15 protein-coding genes are annotated in these 15,608 nt (G+C 69.8%); 7 read left to right on the forward strand and 8 right to left on the reverse strand.

Translation table 11 applies throughout. The features are described 5' to 3' along the window. Positions 1 to 119 precede the first annotated feature (119 nt). Positions 120 to 2,489, forward strand: coding sequence for a glucose/quinate/shikimate family membrane-bound PQQ-dependent dehydrogenase (locus tag QO011_RS31890; protein WP_307281551.1), 2,370 nt, complete (start codon positions 120 to 122; stop codon positions 2,487 to 2,489). Between the two features lie 184 nt (positions 2,490 to 2,673). Beyond that, a complete protein-coding gene (locus QO011_RS31895) occupies positions 2,674 to 2,883 on the forward strand; it encodes a cold-shock protein (protein WP_307281554.1) in 210 nt (69 codons plus the stop codon). 242 nt (positions 2,884 to 3,125) lie between these two features. Here the strand turns inward: QO011_RS31895 and QO011_RS31900 are convergent, their stop codons facing one another. Both QO011_RS31900 and QO011_RS31905 read right to left on the reverse strand, forming a co-directional pair. Next, positions 3,126 to 3,317, reverse strand: coding sequence for a hypothetical protein (locus QO011_RS31900; protein WP_307281556.1), 192 nt, complete (start codon positions 3,315 to 3,317; stop codon positions 3,126 to 3,128). Between the two features lie 198 nt (positions 3,318 to 3,515). Further along, positions 3,516 to 3,992: a MarR family winged helix-turn-helix transcriptional regulator gene (locus tag QO011_RS31905; RefSeq protein WP_307281559.1), complete on the reverse strand. Its 477-nt coding sequence runs from the start codon at positions 3,990 to 3,992 to the stop codon at positions 3,516 to 3,518. Between the two features lie 181 nt (positions 3,993 to 4,173). Between QO011_RS31905 and QO011_RS31910 the strand changes: the two genes are divergently transcribed. Further along, positions 4,174 to 5,631: an MFS transporter gene (locus tag QO011_RS31910; protein WP_307281562.1), complete on the forward strand. Its 1,458-nt coding sequence runs from the start codon at positions 4,174 to 4,176 to the stop codon at positions 5,629 to 5,631. After that, positions 5,631 to 5,840: a hypothetical protein gene (locus tag QO011_RS31915; RefSeq protein ID WP_307281564.1), complete on the forward strand. Its 210-nt coding sequence runs from the start codon at positions 5,631 to 5,633 to the stop codon at positions 5,838 to 5,840. Before QO011_RS31910 ends, QO011_RS31915 begins: the two co-directional genes overlap by 1 nt. An 18-nt stretch (positions 5,841 to 5,858) precedes the next feature. On the opposite strand, the gene ppc is transcribed toward QO011_RS31915, so the two are convergent. Together ppc and QO011_RS31925 are read right to left on the reverse strand one after the other, a co-directional pair. Further along, a complete protein-coding gene (ppc, locus tag QO011_RS31920) occupies positions 5,859 to 8,639 on the reverse strand; it encodes a phosphoenolpyruvate carboxylase (RefSeq protein WP_307281566.1) in 2,781 nt (926 codons plus the stop codon). Positions 8,640 to 8,766: 127 nt separating this feature from the next. After that, positions 8,767 to 9,981, reverse strand: coding sequence for a polyhydroxyalkanoate depolymerase (locus tag QO011_RS31925; protein ID WP_307281569.1), 1,215 nt, complete (start codon positions 9,979 to 9,981; stop codon positions 8,767 to 8,769). A gap of 139 nt (positions 9,982 to 10,120) precedes the next feature. Here QO011_RS31925 and QO011_RS31930 point away from each other — a divergent pair, with 139 nt between their 5' ends. The 3 genes from QO011_RS31930 (at position 10,121) to QO011_RS31940 (ending at position 12,223) form a co-directional block, all read left to right on the forward strand. Further along, entirely contained in the window at positions 10,121 to 10,774 is a 654-nt protein-coding gene (locus QO011_RS31930; RefSeq protein WP_307281571.1) for a glutathione S-transferase, read from the forward strand. Between the two features lie 380 nt (positions 10,775 to 11,154). Next, on the forward strand, positions 11,155 to 11,676 hold the full coding sequence (locus tag QO011_RS31935; protein WP_307281573.1) for a hypothetical protein: 522 nt from the start codon (positions 11,155 to 11,157) through the stop codon (positions 11,674 to 11,676). 67 nt (positions 11,677 to 11,743) lie between these two features. Next, positions 11,744 to 12,223: a PH domain-containing protein gene (locus QO011_RS31940; RefSeq protein WP_307281575.1), complete on the forward strand. Its 480-nt coding sequence runs from the start codon at positions 11,744 to 11,746 to the stop codon at positions 12,221 to 12,223. 44 nt (positions 12,224 to 12,267) lie between these two features. Here QO011_RS31940 and QO011_RS31945 read toward each other — a convergent pair whose 3' ends face one another. From QO011_RS31945 to QO011_RS31960, 4 genes are all read right to left on the reverse strand, one after another. Next, positions 12,268 to 13,647 carry an FAD-containing oxidoreductase gene (locus tag QO011_RS31945; protein WP_307281578.1) on the reverse strand — a complete coding sequence of 460 codons (1,380 nt, stop codon included), beginning with the start codon at positions 13,645 to 13,647 and terminating at the stop codon, positions 12,268 to 12,270. Continuing rightward, on the reverse strand, positions 13,644 to 14,114 hold the full coding sequence (locus QO011_RS31950) for a DUF4126 domain-containing protein (RefSeq protein ID WP_307281579.1): 471 nt from the start codon (positions 14,112 to 14,114) through the stop codon (positions 13,644 to 13,646). Before QO011_RS31950 ends, QO011_RS31945 begins: the two co-directional genes overlap by 4 nt. Before the next feature lie 166 nt (positions 14,115 to 14,280). Continuing rightward, positions 14,281 to 14,604 carry a hypothetical protein gene (locus QO011_RS31955; RefSeq protein ID WP_307281583.1) on the reverse strand — a complete coding sequence of 108 codons (324 nt, stop codon included), beginning with the start codon at positions 14,602 to 14,604 and terminating at the stop codon, positions 14,281 to 14,283. 90 nt (positions 14,605 to 14,694) lie between these two features. Continuing rightward, on the reverse strand, positions 14,695 to 15,600 hold the full coding sequence (locus tag QO011_RS31960) for a LysR family transcriptional regulator (RefSeq protein ID WP_307281586.1): 906 nt from the start codon (positions 15,598 to 15,600) through the stop codon (positions 14,695 to 14,697). Positions 15,601 to 15,608: the final 8 nt, after the last annotated feature.

Raw genomic sequence — 15,608 nt, forward strand, 5'->3', positions numbered from 1 at the left:
GAACACCGCAGTTTGCGCTTGCCGCGGCCGCCAAGCTCTGGAACCCTCGCGCCAGACCGACTGCTCTCGGCACGGGAGCGGTGGCCGCAGGCCCGACGATCCGCAACCCGGAGCTCCCCATGGCCGACCCGTCCCGCCGCTCGATGGCCATCCTGATCACCACTGCAGTCTTCGCCCTCATCGGCCTCTATCTTCTTGCCGGCGGCGGCTGGCTTCTCGCCCTCGGCGGCTCGGCCTATTACCTCATTGCCGGGCTGGCGCTGCTGGCGACCGCCGTCCTGCTCTGGCGCCGCAGCCAGGCGGCGCTCTGGCTCTATGCCGCCCTGCTGGTCGGCTCGATCGCCTGGGCGATCCATGAAGTCGGCTTCGACTTCTGGGCCCTGGCGCCGCGCGGCGACATCCTGGTGCCGCTCGGGATCTGGCTGCTGCTGCCCCTGGTCACCCGCCGGCTCGGCCCGGCGAGCGGCGCCGCCAAGCTGCCGCTGGCGGTCGGCGTCGTCGCCTCGCTCGCGGTGGTCGGCTACGCCCTGACCCAGGATCCGCAGGACATTGCCGGCAGCCTGCCGCCCGCCTCCGCCGGGGCCCCGGCGCCCAAGGATGCGGCGCTGATGCCGGACGGCGACTGGCACGCCTATGGCCGCACCCAGTTCGGCAACCGCTACGCGCCGCTGAAGCAGATCACCCCCGACAATGTCGCCAAGCTCAAGGTGGCCTGGACGTTCCGCACCGGCGACATGCGCGGGTCCGACGATCCCGTCGAGACCACCGACGAGGTGACGCCGATCAAGGTGCGCGACATGCTCTACCTCTGCTCGCCGCACCAGAAGCTGTTCGCGCTCGACGCGGCGACGGGCACGCAGAAATGGATGTTCGATCCGAAGATCGAGCACAATCCGACCTTCCAGCACCTGACCTGCCGCGGCGTCTCCTACCACGAGGCCAAGGGCGGATCCCAGGCGCCGGGCGATTGCGGCCGGCGCATCTTCCTGCCGACCAATGACGGACGCCTGTTCGCGCTCGACGCCGACACCGGAGCGCTGTGCCAGGGCTTCGGCGCGGGCGGCGTCGTCGACCTCAAGCAGGGCATGAGCGTCAAGACGCCGGGCTTCTACGAGCCGACCTCGCCGCCGGTGGTCACCGACAAGATGGTGATCATCTCCGGCGCGGTGATCGACAACTACTCCACCAAGGAGCCCTCCGGCGTCACCCGCGGCTTCGACGTCGAGACCGGCAAGCTGATCTGGGCGTTCGACCCCGGCAATCCCGATCCCAACGAGATGCCGTCCGACACCCACCATTTCGTCGAGAACTCGCCGAATTCCTGGATCACCTCGGCCTATGACCACACGCTGAACCTGATCTACATCCCGACCGGCGTGCAGACGCCGGACATCTGGGGCGGCAACCGCAACGCCGACTCCGAGCGCTATGCCTCTTCGATCCTCGCCCTCGACGCAGACACCGGCAAGCTCGCCTGGGCCTACCAGACCGTGCACCACGACCTGTGGGACATGGACGTCCCCTCCCAGCCGAGCCTGGTCGACGTGACGGCGGCGGACGGCAGCGTCGTCCCCGCGATCTATGCCCCGACCAAGACCGGCAACATCTTCGTGCTCGACCGGCGCACCGGCAAGCCGATCGTCCCGGCGCCGGAGACGCCGGTGCCGCAGGGCGCGGCGCCGGGCGACCGCGTCTCGCCGACCCAGCCCTTCTCCGAGCTGACCTTCCGCCCCAAGCAGCCGCTGACCGGGGCGGACATGTGGGGCGGCACCATGATCGACCAGCTGATGTGCCGCATCCTGTTCCACCGGCTGCGCTACGAAGGTCCGTTCACCCCGCCCTCGCTGCAGGGCACGCTGGTCTTCCCCGGCAATCTCGGCATGTTCGAATGGGGCGGCATCGCCGTCGACCCGGTGCGCCAGATCGCCATCGCCAACCCGATCGCCATCCCCTTCGTCTCGCGCCTGATCCCGCGCGGCCCAAACAATCCGGAGGCGCCGAACGACGCCCATCCCTCGGGCTCGGAGATCGGCGTGCAGCCCCAATACGGCACGCCGTTCGGCGTGACGCTGGGCCCGCTGCTCTCGCCGCTCGGCATTCCCTGCAAGCGCCCGCCCTGGGGCTACATGGCCGGCATCGACCTCAAGACCAACACCATCGTCTGGATGCACCGCAACGGCACGATCGAGGACAATTCACCGCTGCCGATCCCGTTCAAGCTCGGCGTGCCCAGCCTCGGCGGCCCGCTGACGACAGCCGGCGGCGTCGCCTTCCTGACCTCGACGCTCGACTACTACATCCGCGCCTATGACGTGACCACCGGCCGCCAGCTCTGGCAGGACCGCCTGCCGGCCGGCGGCCAGTCGACGCCGATGAGCTACGAGGCGGGCGGGCGCCAGTTCGTGGTCACGGCCGACGGCGGCCACGGCTCCTTCGGCACCAAGCTCGGCGACTTCGTCGTCGCCTATGCCCTGCCGCAGGGGAGCTGAGCGGCGAGGCGGATTTGACATTGCCGGGGGCAGTCCCTATGTAGGCAGCATCGATAAAGGCCGGATGATTTGGCCGCTCGTGACATGCGTCACGCCTGCTGAGCGCTTCCCACCGATTTCGACAGTCGGCATTTCGTTGCATACGGCAACGGAACTGTTTGGACGCATTCAAGGATCGTCGAACATGAGCACGGGTACCGTGAAGTGGTACAATGCCCGCAAGGGCTTTGGTTTTATTGCGCCGGACGATGGCAGCAAGGACGTGTTCGTTCACGTCAGCGCCCTCGAGCGTGCCGGCATGCAGGATCTCCGGGAAGGGCAGAAGATCGGCTATGAGCTGGTCCAGGATGCCCGGTCGGGCAAGACGTCCGCCGACCGGCTCCAGGCCGCCTGAGACAGGGTTTCGTGCCGCGCCAGCGCGACCACGGATGAACTGGCGCCGAAAGGCGCGACAGCGAAGCCCGAGACCCTGACCGGGACGCCGGTCGGGGTGAGATTTCGACGAGGGGTCAGCCGCCGGCTGGCCCCTTTCTCGTTTTCGGCCCGTGTCGTTTTCGGCCCGTGTCGTCTTTGGCCCGTGTCGTCTTCCGCCCGTCAGCCCCGGCCCCGCAGGCCGCCGCGAAACCGCCCGGGCGGTCACTCCTCCGCAGCGATCTCGTGCTCGCGCACCACCCGCTCGTGATGCTCCGTCCGGCTCTTGATGCGGTAGGTGTTGTCGGGCGAGTCCGCCGGCATCAGCCGCACGACCTCGTAGGGGCCGGAGGGCCGCTTCACCGAATGGCCGACGAAGACGACGATGTCGCCGACCTTGAACTTGTGCTGGGCCATTGGCCTGCCTGACCTTTCGCGGCGATCGTCGCGGACGGCGTGTCCGGATAGCTCCAGACAGCCTTCGAGGCCGGATGCCGAAATATGCGGCGTGGGCCAATCCGGGGCGGACCGGCGAGAACCAGACGCCGCCGCCATGCTACCACGGACGCCGGAGCCGGTCCGGTTTATTTTCGAACCCGCGGCCCCGCCGGCGCTTCACGCGACCGGCTCGCCCGGCTGCTGCGGCGCCTCCTGGGCCCGGCCGACCGCCTCCTCGAACGCGCGGAACACCCGCAGCGTCGCCTCGAGGTCGCCGCGGGCGACGTCGCGCAGCACCTGGGCGCGCAGCACCACCAGCCCCCGCTCGATCTCGCCGGTGATGCGCCGGCCCTCCGGCGTCAGCCAGAGCGTCTTGGCGCGCCGGTCGGCCGCGTCGTCGCGGCGCTCGACCAGGCCGCTGGCGCAGAGCTGGTCGAGCAGGCGCACGAGAGACGGCCCCTCCACGCCGATCTCCTCGGCCACCGCCACCTGGCGGACGCCGTCGCCCATCCGGCCGATGCTGATGAGGGGCATGGCGCAGGCCTCGGAAATGCCGTGCGCGAGCACCAGGTCGCGCGCGGTCCGGCGCCAGTACCGCCCGACCTTGGGCAGAGCGCTCGTCAGGGAAAAACGCAGGACGTCGAGTTCGGTCATCACGATAAGATAGGATCCTTATTAGTAGCCTGCATCTTTTATCCTTGACGATGGCAGCGAGCTGATCGAAAGTCGCGCCGACCTTGCTGCATCGCAACATCCGCACCGCGGCCGTGCCGCGGCCGGCTCCGTCTGTCTGCGATGACGCCGCCCAGCCCGCCGCCCGTCGCGAACGCCGATCATGGACCAAATCACGCCGAGACACGACCTGGCTTCGGAAAAAGCCGACCGGCACAAGTGGATGGTGCTGAGCAACACCACGCTCGGCATGCTGGTCGCCTTCGTCAATTCCTCGATCATCCTGATCAGCCTGCCGGCGGTGTTCCGGGGCATCGGCCTCAAGCCGCTCGATCCGGCCAACACCGACATCCTGTTGTGGACGATCATGGGCTACATGGTCGTGACCTCGGTGCTGGTCGTCGCCTTCGGCCGGCTCGGCGACATGTTCGGCCGGGCGCGCATCTACAATATCGGCTTCCTCGTCTTCACCCTCGCGTCGATCGCCCTCAGCCTGATGCCGACCGGGCCGGGCGCGGCGCTCTATCTCGTCGGCATGCGCATCGTCCAGGGCATCGGCGGCGCGCTGATGACCGCGACCTCGACGGCGCTGCTCACCGACGCCTTCCCGCCGCAGCAGCGGGGCCTGGCGCTCGGCATCAACACCATGGCGGCGATCGGCGGCCAGTTCGTCGGCCTGATCACCGGCGGCCTGCTCGCCGACATCGACTGGCGGCTGGTCTTCTGGGTCAGCGTGCCGCTCGGCATCGTCGGCACGGTCTGGAGCTTCGTCAGCCTGCGCGACCGGCGCCTGCCCCAGCCCGGCCGCCTCGACTGGTTCGGCAATATCAGCTTCGCCCTCGGCCTGGTCCTGGTGCTGACGGGGATCACCGACGGCATCCAGCCGGTCGGCGGGGCCGTGATGGCCTGGGGCAGCCCCAAGGTGCTGATCGAGCTCATCCTCGGCGTCGCCATCCTCGTCGCCTTCGTGGCGATCGAGCGGCGGGTGCAGCAGCCGATGTTCGACCTCACGCTGTTCCGCATCCGGGCCTTCACGCTCGGCAACGCGGCGAGCCTGCTCTCCTCCGTCGCCCGCGGCGGCCTGCAGTTCATGCTGATCATCTGGCTGCAGGGCGTGTGGCTGCCGCTGCACGGCACGTCCTTCGAGGAGACGCCGCTATGGGCCGGCATCTTCATGCTGCCGCTGACCGCCGGCTTCCTGATCGCCGGCTTCGTGTCGGGCCCCCTGTCCGACCGCTTCGGCCCGCGCGCCTTCGCCGCCGGCGGCATGGTGCTCGGCGCCGCCTCTTTCGTGGCGCTCGCCCTGCTGCCGGCCGACTTTCCCTACGGCCTGTTCGCGGCGCTGATCTTCCTCAACGGCGTCGGCTCCGGCCTGTTCGTCACGCCCAACGCCACGCAGATCATGAACGCCGTGCCGGCGCGCGAGCGCGGCCAGGCCTCGGGCGTGCGCGCGACGACGCTCAATGCCGGACAGGTCTTGTCGATCGGCATCTTCTTCAGCCTGATGATCCTCGGCCTGGCCTGGACCCTGCCCGGCGTGATGGAGACGCGGCTCATCGCCCAGGGCATGCCCGCGGCGGTCGCCCACCAGGTCGCCGCCGCGCCGCCGGTGGCGACCTGATGGGCGAATTGATCCCGCCCGCAGCGCTCGCCGCCCTGCCGCCGGCCAACGCCGCCGTGATCACCGGCAAGGCGTTCTTCCCCGATCTCCTGTCGATCCCGTTCATGAGCGGCATCGGCATCGCCTTCGGCTTCTCCGCCGCGCTGTTCCTGGCCGCCGCAGCCGCGTCCTGGCTGGCGGGCGGACGCCAGCCGCACGCGGCGAGTTGAGCGCGGCGCCCTCCCCGCTCAGCCCGTGTTCCTCAGGCCCGCGGCGACGCCGTTGATCGAGATCAGGATGCCGCGCTGGGCCTTCTCGTCGATCTGGCCGCTGCGCCAGCGGCGCAGCAGCTCCACCTGCAGGTGGTTGAGCGGCGCGATATAGGCGGAGCGGTGGCTGATCGAGCGGGCGAGCGCCGGATTGTCGGCGAGGCGCTGGGTCTCGCCGGTGATCGCCTCGACCGCCGCGACGGTGCGCCGCCACTCCGCCTCGATCGCCGAGAAGATCGCCTCGGCCAGCGCCCGGTCGGGCACCAGGCCGGCATAGCGGCGCGCCACGTCGAGATCGGCCTTGGCCAGCACCATGTCCATGTTCGAGAGCAGCGCGCTGAAGAACGGCCATTCCGCCTTCATCCGGCGCAGCAGCGCCAGCCCCTCCTCCCGCCCCTCGGCGATGAGGCCCTCGACGGCCGAGCCGAAGCCGTACCAGCCCGGCAGGGCGACGCGGCTCTGCCCCCAGGAGAAGCTCCAGGGGATGGCGCGCAGGTCCTCGATCTTCTGGTTGGCCTTGCGCGAGGCCGGGCGCGAGCCGATGTTGAGCTGGGCGATCTCGGCGATCGGCGTCGCCGAGAAGAAATAGTCGCTGAAGCCCGGCGTCTCGTAGACCAGCTTGCGATAGGCCCGCATGCTGAGCTCGGAGAGCTTGGCCGCCGCGGCGAGGAAATCCGGCGTCGCCCGCTCCTGGCGCTGCAGCAGCGTGCCCTCCAGCGTCGCCGCCATCAGCGTCTCCAGGTGGCGCCGGCCGATCTCCGGGTTGGCATATTTGGCGTTGATCACCTCGCCCTGCTCGGTGAGCCGGATCTGGCCCTTCACCGTGTTCGGCGGCTGGGCCAGGATTGCCTGGTAGCTCGGGCCGCCGCCGCGCCCGACCGCGCCGCCGCGGCCGTGGAACAGGCGCAGCGTCAGGCCGGGCTTCTCGTCGAACAGGCGGGCGAGCGCGGTCGAGCCGCGATAGAGCTCCCAGTTCGAGGTGAAGTAGCCGCCGTCCTTGTTGCTGTCGGAATAGCCGAGCATGATGTCCTGCTCGGCGCCGGAATTGCGGATCAGCGTCTCGATGCCGGGCAGGTCGTAGAAGGCGCGCATGATCGGCTCGGCGGCGCGCAGGTCCTCGATGGTCTCGAACAGCGGCACCACGATCAGGTCGACCTCGGCGTTGGCCGCTTCGGCCGGCGCCAGCGTGCCGCGCATCAGGCCGCATTCCTTCTGCAGCAGCATGACCTCGAGGAGGTCGCTCACTGTCTCGGTGTGGCTGATGATGTAATGGCGGATGGCGTCGGCGCCGAAGTCCAGGCGCAGCCGGCGCGCCGCCTCGAAGATGGCGAGCTCTCCTTCGGTGAGCTCGGAATAGGCGACGTTGCGCACGCGCAGCGAGCGTGGCTCCTGCAGCAGCGACAGCAGCAGCGCCTGCTTGCCCTCCTCGGAGAGGCCCGCATAGGCCGGCTCGATGCGCGCCGCGGCGAGGAGCTCGGCCACCACGGCCTCGTGCTTGTCCGAGCTCTGGCGCAGGTCCGTGGTGGCGAGGTGGAAGCCGAACACTTCCACCGCCCGGATCAGCGGCTTGAGCCGGGCCTCGGTCAGCGCGGCGCCGTGGTTGCGCCCGAGGGAATCCTCGACCGTCCTGAGGTCGGCCAGGAAGGCGCCGGCGCCGGCATAGGGCTTCGCCGGCGCCACGGCATGACGCAGGGCGTCGGTCCCGGTGAGATGCTCCAGCGTGCCGGCGAGCCTGGCATAGACGCCGATCAGCGCCCGCCGATAGGGCTCGTCGTCGCGATGGGCATTGCCGTCGCCGGAGCCGGCGGCCAGCGCCAGCAGCTCCGGCGTCGCGTTGACGAGGGTGCGCGACACCGAGAGGTCGGCACCGAGCAGGTGCACCTCGGTGAGATAGTGGCGCAGCACCGTCTCGGCATGCCGGCGCACCGTGGTCACCAGGGTCTCGGCGGTGACGAAGGGGTTGCCGTCGCGGTCGCCGCCGATCCAGTTGCCCATGCGGAAGAACGGGGCGACGGGGCGGCCGACCAGCTCCTCCAGCTCGGCATAGAGCCGCGGGATCTCCTGCAGGAAGGTCGCGCTGTAATAGCTCAGCACGTTCTCGATCTCGTCCGGCACGGTGAGCTTGACCATGCGCAGGATCCGGGTCTGCCAGAGCTGGGTGATGCGGGCGCGCAGCTGCGCCTCGTTGGCGGCGCGCTGGCGCGCCGTCCTCAGGCCGTCGCGGGCGGTGAGCAGGTCGGCGATGGCGCGCTCGGCGTCCAGCGTGCTCTTGCGCTGCACCTCGGTCGGATGGGCGGTGAGGACGGGCGAGACCCAAGCGCGCGCCAGCACGCGGGCGATGCGCTCGGGCTCGATGCCGGCCTGGCGGAAGCGCTGGAAGCTCAGCGCGAGACTGCCATCCTCATGGTCGTCGCGCGCCTCGCGCTCGGCGTGGCGGCGCAGGTTGTGGCGGTCCTCGGCGAGGTTGGCGAGGTGGGAGAAATAGCTGAAGGCGCGGATGACGGAGACGGTCTCCGCCGGGCTGAGGCGCTTGAGCAGCGTGTCGAGGTTGCGCCCGGCCTCGGCATCGGCCTTGGCGTGGAAGCTGACGCTGAGGCGCCGGATCGCCTCGATCACCTCGAACGTGGCCTCGCCGTCCTGGTCGCGGACGATGTCGCCGAGGATCTGGCCGAGCAGGCGGACATCGTCGTAGAGCGGCTGGTCCCGGCTCTCCTCGCGCGCGGGGCTCGGCTGCGGCATCTCCAACATCACCACCGACATGGCTCATCCCCTCCTGGTCGAAACGAAGTCCCGCCCCGCTGCTGCAAGGCAAGGCCCATGCCACACAATTGTCATGCCGGGCGAGGCCGCGGCGCCGGATTTGCCCGCGCCGCGATGTCGCGCCCGCTCACTCGCTCGACACCATGACGTTGCGCACGATCGGGTAGATCTGCCCTTCCCAGCGCCGGCCGCTGAACACGCCGTAATGGCCGACGCCGGGCTGCATGTGGTGGCGCCGGCGATAGGGCTTGAGGCCGGTGCACAGCTCGTGGGCAGCCGCGGTCTGGCCGAGGGCGCAGATGTCGTCACGCTCGCCCTCGACGGTCAGCAGCGCCGTGCGGCGGATGGCGCCGGGATCGACCCGCCCGCCGCGGAAGGTCAGGGCGCCGCGGGCCAGCAGCGTGTCCTGGAAGACGATGCGCACGGTCTCCAGGTAGAACTCGGCGGTAAGGTCGAGGACGGCGAAATATTCGTCGTAGAAGGCTTCGATGACGCGGGCCTTCTCGTCCTCGCCGCGGGCGACGTGCCTGTAGAGGTCGCGATGGGCCTTGACGTGCCGCTCCGGGTTCATCGCCATGAAGGCGGCGAGCTGCACGAAGCCGGGATAGACCCGTCGCCCCGCCCCGGCGTGGCGCGCGGGCACGGTGGCGATCAGGTTGTCCTCGAACCAGGCGATCGGCTTGCCCGTCGCCAGCTCGTTGACCTTGGTCGGGTTGACGCGGGTGTCGACCGGGCCGGCCATCAGCGTCATGCTGCGCGGCTCTGCCGGGTTGCCGGCCTCAGCCATGACGGCGACCGCCGCCAGCACCTGCACGCAGGGTTGGCAGACCGCCAGCACATGGCCGCCCGGGCCGATCGCCTCGAGGAAGCGGATGAGGTGCTCGACATGGTCGTCGAAGCCGAAGCGCCCCGCCGCGAGCGGCACGTCGCGGGCATTGTGCCAGTCGGTGATGAAGACGTCATGGTCGGCGAGCAGGGTCTGCACCGTGTTGCGCAGGAGCGTGGCGAAATGGCCCGACAGCGGCGCCACCACCAGCACGCGCGGCTGGGCGACATCGACGTCCTTGGCAAAATGCAGCAGCGTGCCGAAAGGCGTGGCGAGCACCGGCACCTCGGTGACGGCGGCCTCGCGGTTGCCGACCCGCACGGTGCCGATGCGATAGTCGGGCCGCGCATGGGTGAGCCCGGCGCGGGCCATGAGCCTGCTGGCGGCGTCGAGATGGCCGAAGGTCCGCTCGGGATCCCAGCTCCGCCAGGGGTCGATCCCCCCCAGCGCCAGGCCGCCGACGGCGCGGACGGTTTCCAGGAGGTCCGCCTGTGCCTGATAAGCCCGGTACATCATGCTGGGACCGCCCCTCGGACCTGCCCGGCGGCGAGGTCTCCGTGCCGCCCTTCGCAACTGCGAAATGCTAGTGCAATCCATGCCGCGCTGCGAGATAATTCGTGCGGAAGCGCCGCACGGCGCGATCGGGGAGACGACGATGGCCGAGGCGGTGCTGACGATCTCCAGCCGGAACTATTCGTCCTGGTCGCTGCGGGGCTGGCTGCTCTGCCGCCTCGCCGGGCTCGCGATCGAGGAGAAGGTGCTGCCGGTCGACGACGCCTCCGCCCGGGCCGAGCTGCTGCTGCTCTCGCCCTCGGTGCTGGTGCCGCGCCTCTCTCACCAGGGCGCCGAGGTCTGGGACACGCTCGCCATCGCCGAATATCTCGCCGAGATCCGGCCCGAGGCGCCGCTGCTGCCGCGCGAGCGCATCGCCCGTGCCCATTGCCGCGCGGTGTGCGGCGAGATGCATTCGGGCTTCCACAACCTGCGCTCGGCCCTGCCGATGAACCTCAGGGCTCATTTTCCCGGCTTCAAGGTCTGGGCCGGGGCGCAGCCCGACATCGACCGGGTCTGCGCCATCTGGCGCGAATGCCTCGCCGCCCATGGCGGCCCGCACCTGTTCGGTCCGCTCTCAGTGGCCGACGCCATGTTCGCGCCGGTCGCCGCGCGCTTTCGCACCTACGACGTCAAGCTGGACCAAGCCTGCGCCGCCTATCGCGACACGGTGCTGGCCTGGCCGGCCATGGTCGAATGGATCGAGGCGGCCAGGGCCGAGCCGGACGACATCGACGAGCTCGACGTCGAGTTCTGAGGCGCCGCCGCCGGAGAACCGGCTCCGGGATCCCCGACGGCCAAGCCGTAAGATTCAAATCTTATCGCTGATTTGTGTCTTGACGACACAACCTCCCCCTCTACGGTACCGTCGACATCCCATCGACGAGCCGATCGAGGCATGATGACCGTCCCCGATCCTCCGGCCGCCCCGCGTTTCTCCGATTTCCGCCATGTCGCGCCGCTTCGGCAGTGTCAGGACCGAAAACCTATGCCGGTCCGGCTCGGCGCCGCACCGGGCGGCAGGACCCGTCGCCGCCGGCCGGGGCCGGAGGGAACCATCACGACGGACGGGTCGTTTCTCGGATGGGCTCCGACGGCCGATGAACGATCGGGCAATCGGAATGGGAGGTTGGCACCATGAAGACAATGCTTCGCGGCTGGACGGTGGCAGGGCTGGTGGCCCTGACGGGATGGACGGGGCTGGCGCCGGCGATGGCGCTGCCCGCCGCGCCGGTGCCGGCGCTCTCGGTCGACACGTCGCTGATCCAGGAAGCGGCGCAGCGCGACGTCATCCGCCGGCCGGCGGCGCGGCACGGCCACAGGCCCAGCTTCAACCGTCCCGGCCACAGACCCGGCTTCAACCGTCCCGGCCGGCCGGGCAAGCCGAGCATCCGCCCGCCGCGGCCCGGCTTGCCGGTTGTCCGGCCGCCGCGCCCGGGCCGGCCCGGCAACTGGCATCGTCCGCCGCACTACCGGCCCGGCTGGCAGCGGCCGAGCCGCTACTGGTGGCGTCCGGGCGGCGCCATCGCCGCCGGCGCCGCGCTCGGCTTCCTCGCCGCCGCCGCGGCGGCCTGGGCCGGCCCGCCGCCCGCGCCGAACTATTGCTGGTACTATACCGACCGCAGCCGCCGGCAGGGCTTCTGGGACGTGTGCCCGTAAGGCGATGGCGTAGCGAAACGGCCCGGCCGCGTGGTGCGGCCGGGCTCTCGCAGCGGTGCCGTCTCGCGTGGCCGCGGCGCAGCGCCAAGACGGCGGCGGAGCCAGCATAGGATCGGTTCCTTCGGGACCGGGCATGGGGGATGCCCGGAAGCACTTATCCAATCAATACGCGGACGGCAGCGAAATGGATGTTGGCCTGTTGATTGCAGGTCTATGCAGCGTCATGCTGCTGCCGGCAGTCGTATGTTGTTTAAGATTCATATACGGATATCGAATTAGAGCCGAAAATATTGAAATTGTCCTGTTTAATCGGCTTCCCGTCTACAGAATACCAATTGCCAGCATTGACACCATCTCCAAGGCATCATGGAGACAAATGGGAATCGGTGGACTTACGCTGAGATTGGGCAACCGCATTGCCAGGCACGGCCTACTAATTCGAAGAAAAAATGGATGGCTTCGATGCGTCATCATCACACCGGATGATAACGATGCGTTCATCAGAGAGTTTGATCTTATAAAGAAGCACGAAAACTCAAATGTATAGCATTTTATAATTTACGGTAAATTATAAACGAAAAATCTAGTCTCTCATCCCTCCGGCTGCATGCTCTCCAGCAGCGTCGGGATCAGCTCGGACACCGTCGGGTGGATCGGCACCGCCCAGCGCAGGGTCGGATAGGGCACGCGGGCGTTCATGGCATCGAGCAGGCCGTGGATGGCCTCGTCGCCGCTGGTGCCGAGGATGGCGGCGCCGAGGATCTGTTTCGTCTCGGCATCCGCGACGACGCTCATGAAGCCCTGCGTCTCGCCCTTTTCCACGGCGCGGCCGACCCGCGTCATCGGCCGGCGGCCGACCAGCAGCGGCCGGCCGCTGGCCCGCGCCTGCGCCAGCGTCATGCCGACGCGGCCGAGCGGCGGGTCGATATAGAGGGCATAGCCGGGGATGCGCTCGCTCACCCGGCAGTTCTCGCCGTCGAGGAGGTTGGCGGCGACGATCTCGAAATCGTTGTAGGCGGTGTGGGTGAAGGCGCCGCGGCCGTTGCAGTCGCCGAGGGCCCAGATGCCCGGCACCGAGGTGGCGAGGCCGTCGTCGACCTTGATCGTGCCGCGCTCGTCCACGGCGACGCCGGCATGCTCCAGGCCGAGATCGTCGGTGTTGGGGCGCCGGCCGACGGCCAGCAGCACGTCCGAGCCGATCACCTCCGGCGCGCCCTCGCTGCAGTCGAGGCCGACGGCGACGCCCTCGGCATGCGGGGCGAAGCGGATGCACTCGGCGCCGGTGCGCACGGCGATGCCCTCGCCCTCCAGGATCTCCCGGATCGCCTGCGACATGTCCTCGTCCTCGCGGCCGACGAGGCGCGGCCCCTTCTCGACCACCGTGACCTCGGCACCGAAACGCCGATGCATCTGCGCGAATTCAAGGCCGATATAGCTGCCGCCGACCACGACGAGATGCTTCGGCACCCGGTCGAGCGCCACCATCGAGGTGTTGGTGAGGAAGGGCACGCGGTCGACGCCCGGCATGGCGGGCACGAGGGCCCGGCCACCGACATTGAGGAAGATCCGCGGCGCGGTGAGCGTCTCCTCGCCGACGACGATGCGGTCCGGGCCGGTGAAGCGGGCATGGCCGGTGAGCACGGTGCAGCGGTCCATGCCGCGCAGCCATTTTTCCACGTTGGTGCGGGAATTGCGCGAGACGGTCGCGGCGCGCTCGTGCACCCTGGCCATGTCGATGCGCACCGGGCCACCCAGCATCACGCCGTAGTCGGCGCTGCGGCGGGCGAGATGGGCGGCATAGGCGCTGGCGACCAGGGTCTTGGTCGGCATGCAGCCGGTGTTGACGCAGGTGCCGCCGAACAGCTTGCGCTCGATGATCGCCACCGTCATGCCGGCGCCGGTCAACCGGCCGGCGAGCGAGGGCCCGGCCTGGCCGGCGCCGACGATGATGGCGTCGAAGCGCCGGGTCATCGCAGGGCCGCCAGGAGGGCAAGGAGGGCGAGGGCGGCGAGGATCGCCACCGCATCCTCGATCAGCGCCGCCGGCATGTCCTTGCCGAAGGCGGCGGCGAGCCGCGCGCGGGCCGCCGCGCCGCCGAGCGTGCCGATCACCGCGCCGACGATGCCGGCCACGGCCCCGAGCACCAGGAAGCCGCCGGCCGCGCCGAACACGGCGCCGGAGACCGCGCCCGCGACGATGCGGGCACCGAACTGAACAGGCACCTTTCGGCTGGGGGTGGAAGGCAGCTGGTCGGTGACCAGCTCGGCCAGCGCCGCTGGGGTCAGGACCCACGGCGTCCAGGCATAGCCGAGAAAGGCGAGCCAGGTGCCGCCGAGGTCGACCAGGCCGAGATGCGCGGCCCAGCTCACGGCAGCCGGCGCCGTCATCGTGCGCAGGCCGGCGACGATGCCGATCAGCAAGGCGAAAAGGATCGTCATGCCGCCCCCGAGGGCCGGACTTCAGCCGGCTGTGCCCAGCATCGCGCGAATCCGCCGCGGAGTCGAATACCGAGAAGGCTCCGGCCGCCGTCGTCATCGCCCGCGATACGGGAACGCCGGCATCGCGAGATGCCGGCGCTCGTCGAAGCGGCGAAGGCGAGCCGCGTCACATCGCCGGATGCCGGCGATGCTTCTTCCAGTGATGCACCGGCGCCGTCTTCGGATGGAAGTTCGAAGGCCCGCCGTCGGTCGGCTTGTTGAGCGTCCGCTCGCTGCGCACCACGTCGCCGATCGGCTTCGGCAACCCGCCGCCCCGCCTGCCGTGCACGACATGACGGCGATGGTGGCGGTGCTTGATCTTGTGATGGGTTGTGGTGCTGGCGGCGAACGTCCAGTGCTGGCCAGCGCTCGCGGGTGCGGCGATGCCGGGGCCTGCCGAGATCAGCCACGCTGAGCTGAGGAGTAGCGCGAAGGCTGCGGAACGGATCATCGTCGGTGTCCTCCAGGGGGATCTGCGTGCCCATTAACGCTTGGGCAGCCCTACTGTTCCATGGCCGGAACGAATTCCGCCGAAGCGGCGTCAGGAGCCGCGCGCGGCCATCTCGACGAAGCGGCGCACCACGGGCAGCGGATCGTCGCGCCGCCAGACCAGGCCGGTCTCGACCTCGGGCACCGGGCCCTCGAGGGCGAGATAGCGCACGCCGGTGCGCGCCAGGTTGCGGAGCGAGCGGGGGACGAGCGCCATGCCCATGCCGGCCGAGACCAGGCTGATGATGGTCTGCATCTGGATCGCTTCCTGGCCGATGCGCGGGACGGCGCCCCGGGCGGCGTAGCAGCCGGTGATCAGGTCGTGGAAGGCCGGCGCGCTCGGGCGCGGGAACAGGATGAGGGGCTCGTGCGCGACCTCGGCGAGGCGCAACCCCGCCGGATCGGGGGCGAGGCGCCCGGTTGCGATCCAGGCCTCGGGCACGGCCGCGACGAGCGGCTCGCGCAGGAGGGGGAGATAGGCGAGCGAGGCGTGCAGGCTCGCCTGCGGCGGCGGGATGATCAGGCCGGCATCGAGCCCGCCGTCCAGCAGGGCCGCGACCTGGACGTCGCTCGTCGCCTCCTTCAGCGACAGCTCGACCTCAGGAAACGCGGCCTTGTACCGGCCGACCAGGTCCGGCAGCACGCTGTAGTCGGCCGTGCTGACGAAGGCGAGCCGCAGCGTGCCGGCCTCGCCGCGGGCGAGGCGGGCCGCGATGCCGGGCAGCGCCGCCGCATCGTCGAGCAGCCGGCGGACATGGGGCAGCCATTGCGCCCCCACCGGCGTCAGCGCCACGCTGCGCTTGCTGCGGGCGAACAGCCGCACGCCGAGCTCCCGCTCGAGCGCCTGGATGCTCTGGCTGAGCGGCGGCTGGGTCATGCCCAGCCGGTCGGCGGCCCGGCCGAAATGCAGATCCTCCGCCACCGCGACGAAATGGCGAAACCGGCGCAGATCGAGCACGTCATCAT

The organism is Labrys wisconsinensis, assembly GCF_030814995.1.
In the GTDB taxonomy this organism is placed as follows: domain Bacteria; phylum Pseudomonadota; class Alphaproteobacteria; order Rhizobiales; family Labraceae; genus Labrys; species Labrys wisconsinensis.

What these genes read in the sequence shown, in the direction of transcription:
- QO011_RS31895 (WP_307281554.1), top strand. Translation starts at nt 2,674, where the DNA reads ATGAGCACGGGTACCGTGAAGTGGTACAATGCCCGCAAGGGCTTTGGT.
- QO011_RS31900 (WP_307281556.1), bottom strand. Translation starts at nt 3,317, where the DNA reads ATGGCCCAGCACAAGTTCAAGGTCGGCGACATCGTCGTCTTCGTCGGC.
- QO011_RS31925 (WP_307281569.1), bottom strand. Translation starts at nt 9,981, where the DNA reads ATGATGTACCGGGCTTATCAGGCACAGGCGGACCTCCTGGAAACCGTC.
- QO011_RS31935 (WP_307281573.1), top strand. Translation starts at nt 11,155, where the DNA reads ATGAAGACAATGCTTCGCGGCTGGACGGTGGCAGGGCTGGTGGCCCTG.
- ppc (WP_307281566.1), bottom strand. Translation starts at nt 8,639, where the DNA reads ATGTCGGTGGTGATGTTGGAGATGCCGCAGCCGAGCCCCGCGCGCGAG.
- QO011_RS31945 (WP_307281578.1), bottom strand. Translation starts at nt 13,647, where the DNA reads ATGACCCGGCGCTTCGACGCCATCATCGTCGGCGCCGGCCAGGCCGGG.
- QO011_RS31915 (WP_307281564.1), top strand. Translation starts at nt 5,631, where the DNA reads ATGGGCGAATTGATCCCGCCCGCAGCGCTCGCCGCCCTGCCGCCGGCC.
- QO011_RS31890 (WP_307281551.1), top strand. Translation starts at nt 120, where the DNA reads ATGGCCGACCCGTCCCGCCGCTCGATGGCCATCCTGATCACCACTGCA.
- QO011_RS31950 (WP_307281579.1), bottom strand. Translation starts at nt 14,114, where the DNA reads ATGACGATCCTTTTCGCCTTGCTGATCGGCATCGTCGCCGGCCTGCGC.
- QO011_RS31955 (WP_307281583.1), bottom strand. Translation starts at nt 14,604, where the DNA reads ATGATCCGTTCCGCAGCCTTCGCGCTACTCCTCAGCTCAGCGTGGCTG.
- QO011_RS31910 (WP_307281562.1), top strand. Translation starts at nt 4,174, where the DNA reads ATGGACCAAATCACGCCGAGACACGACCTGGCTTCGGAAAAAGCCGAC.
- QO011_RS31905 (WP_307281559.1), bottom strand. Translation starts at nt 3,992, where the DNA reads ATGACCGAACTCGACGTCCTGCGTTTTTCCCTGACGAGCGCTCTGCCC.
- QO011_RS31930 (WP_307281571.1), top strand. Translation starts at nt 10,121, where the DNA reads ATGGCCGAGGCGGTGCTGACGATCTCCAGCCGGAACTATTCGTCCTGG.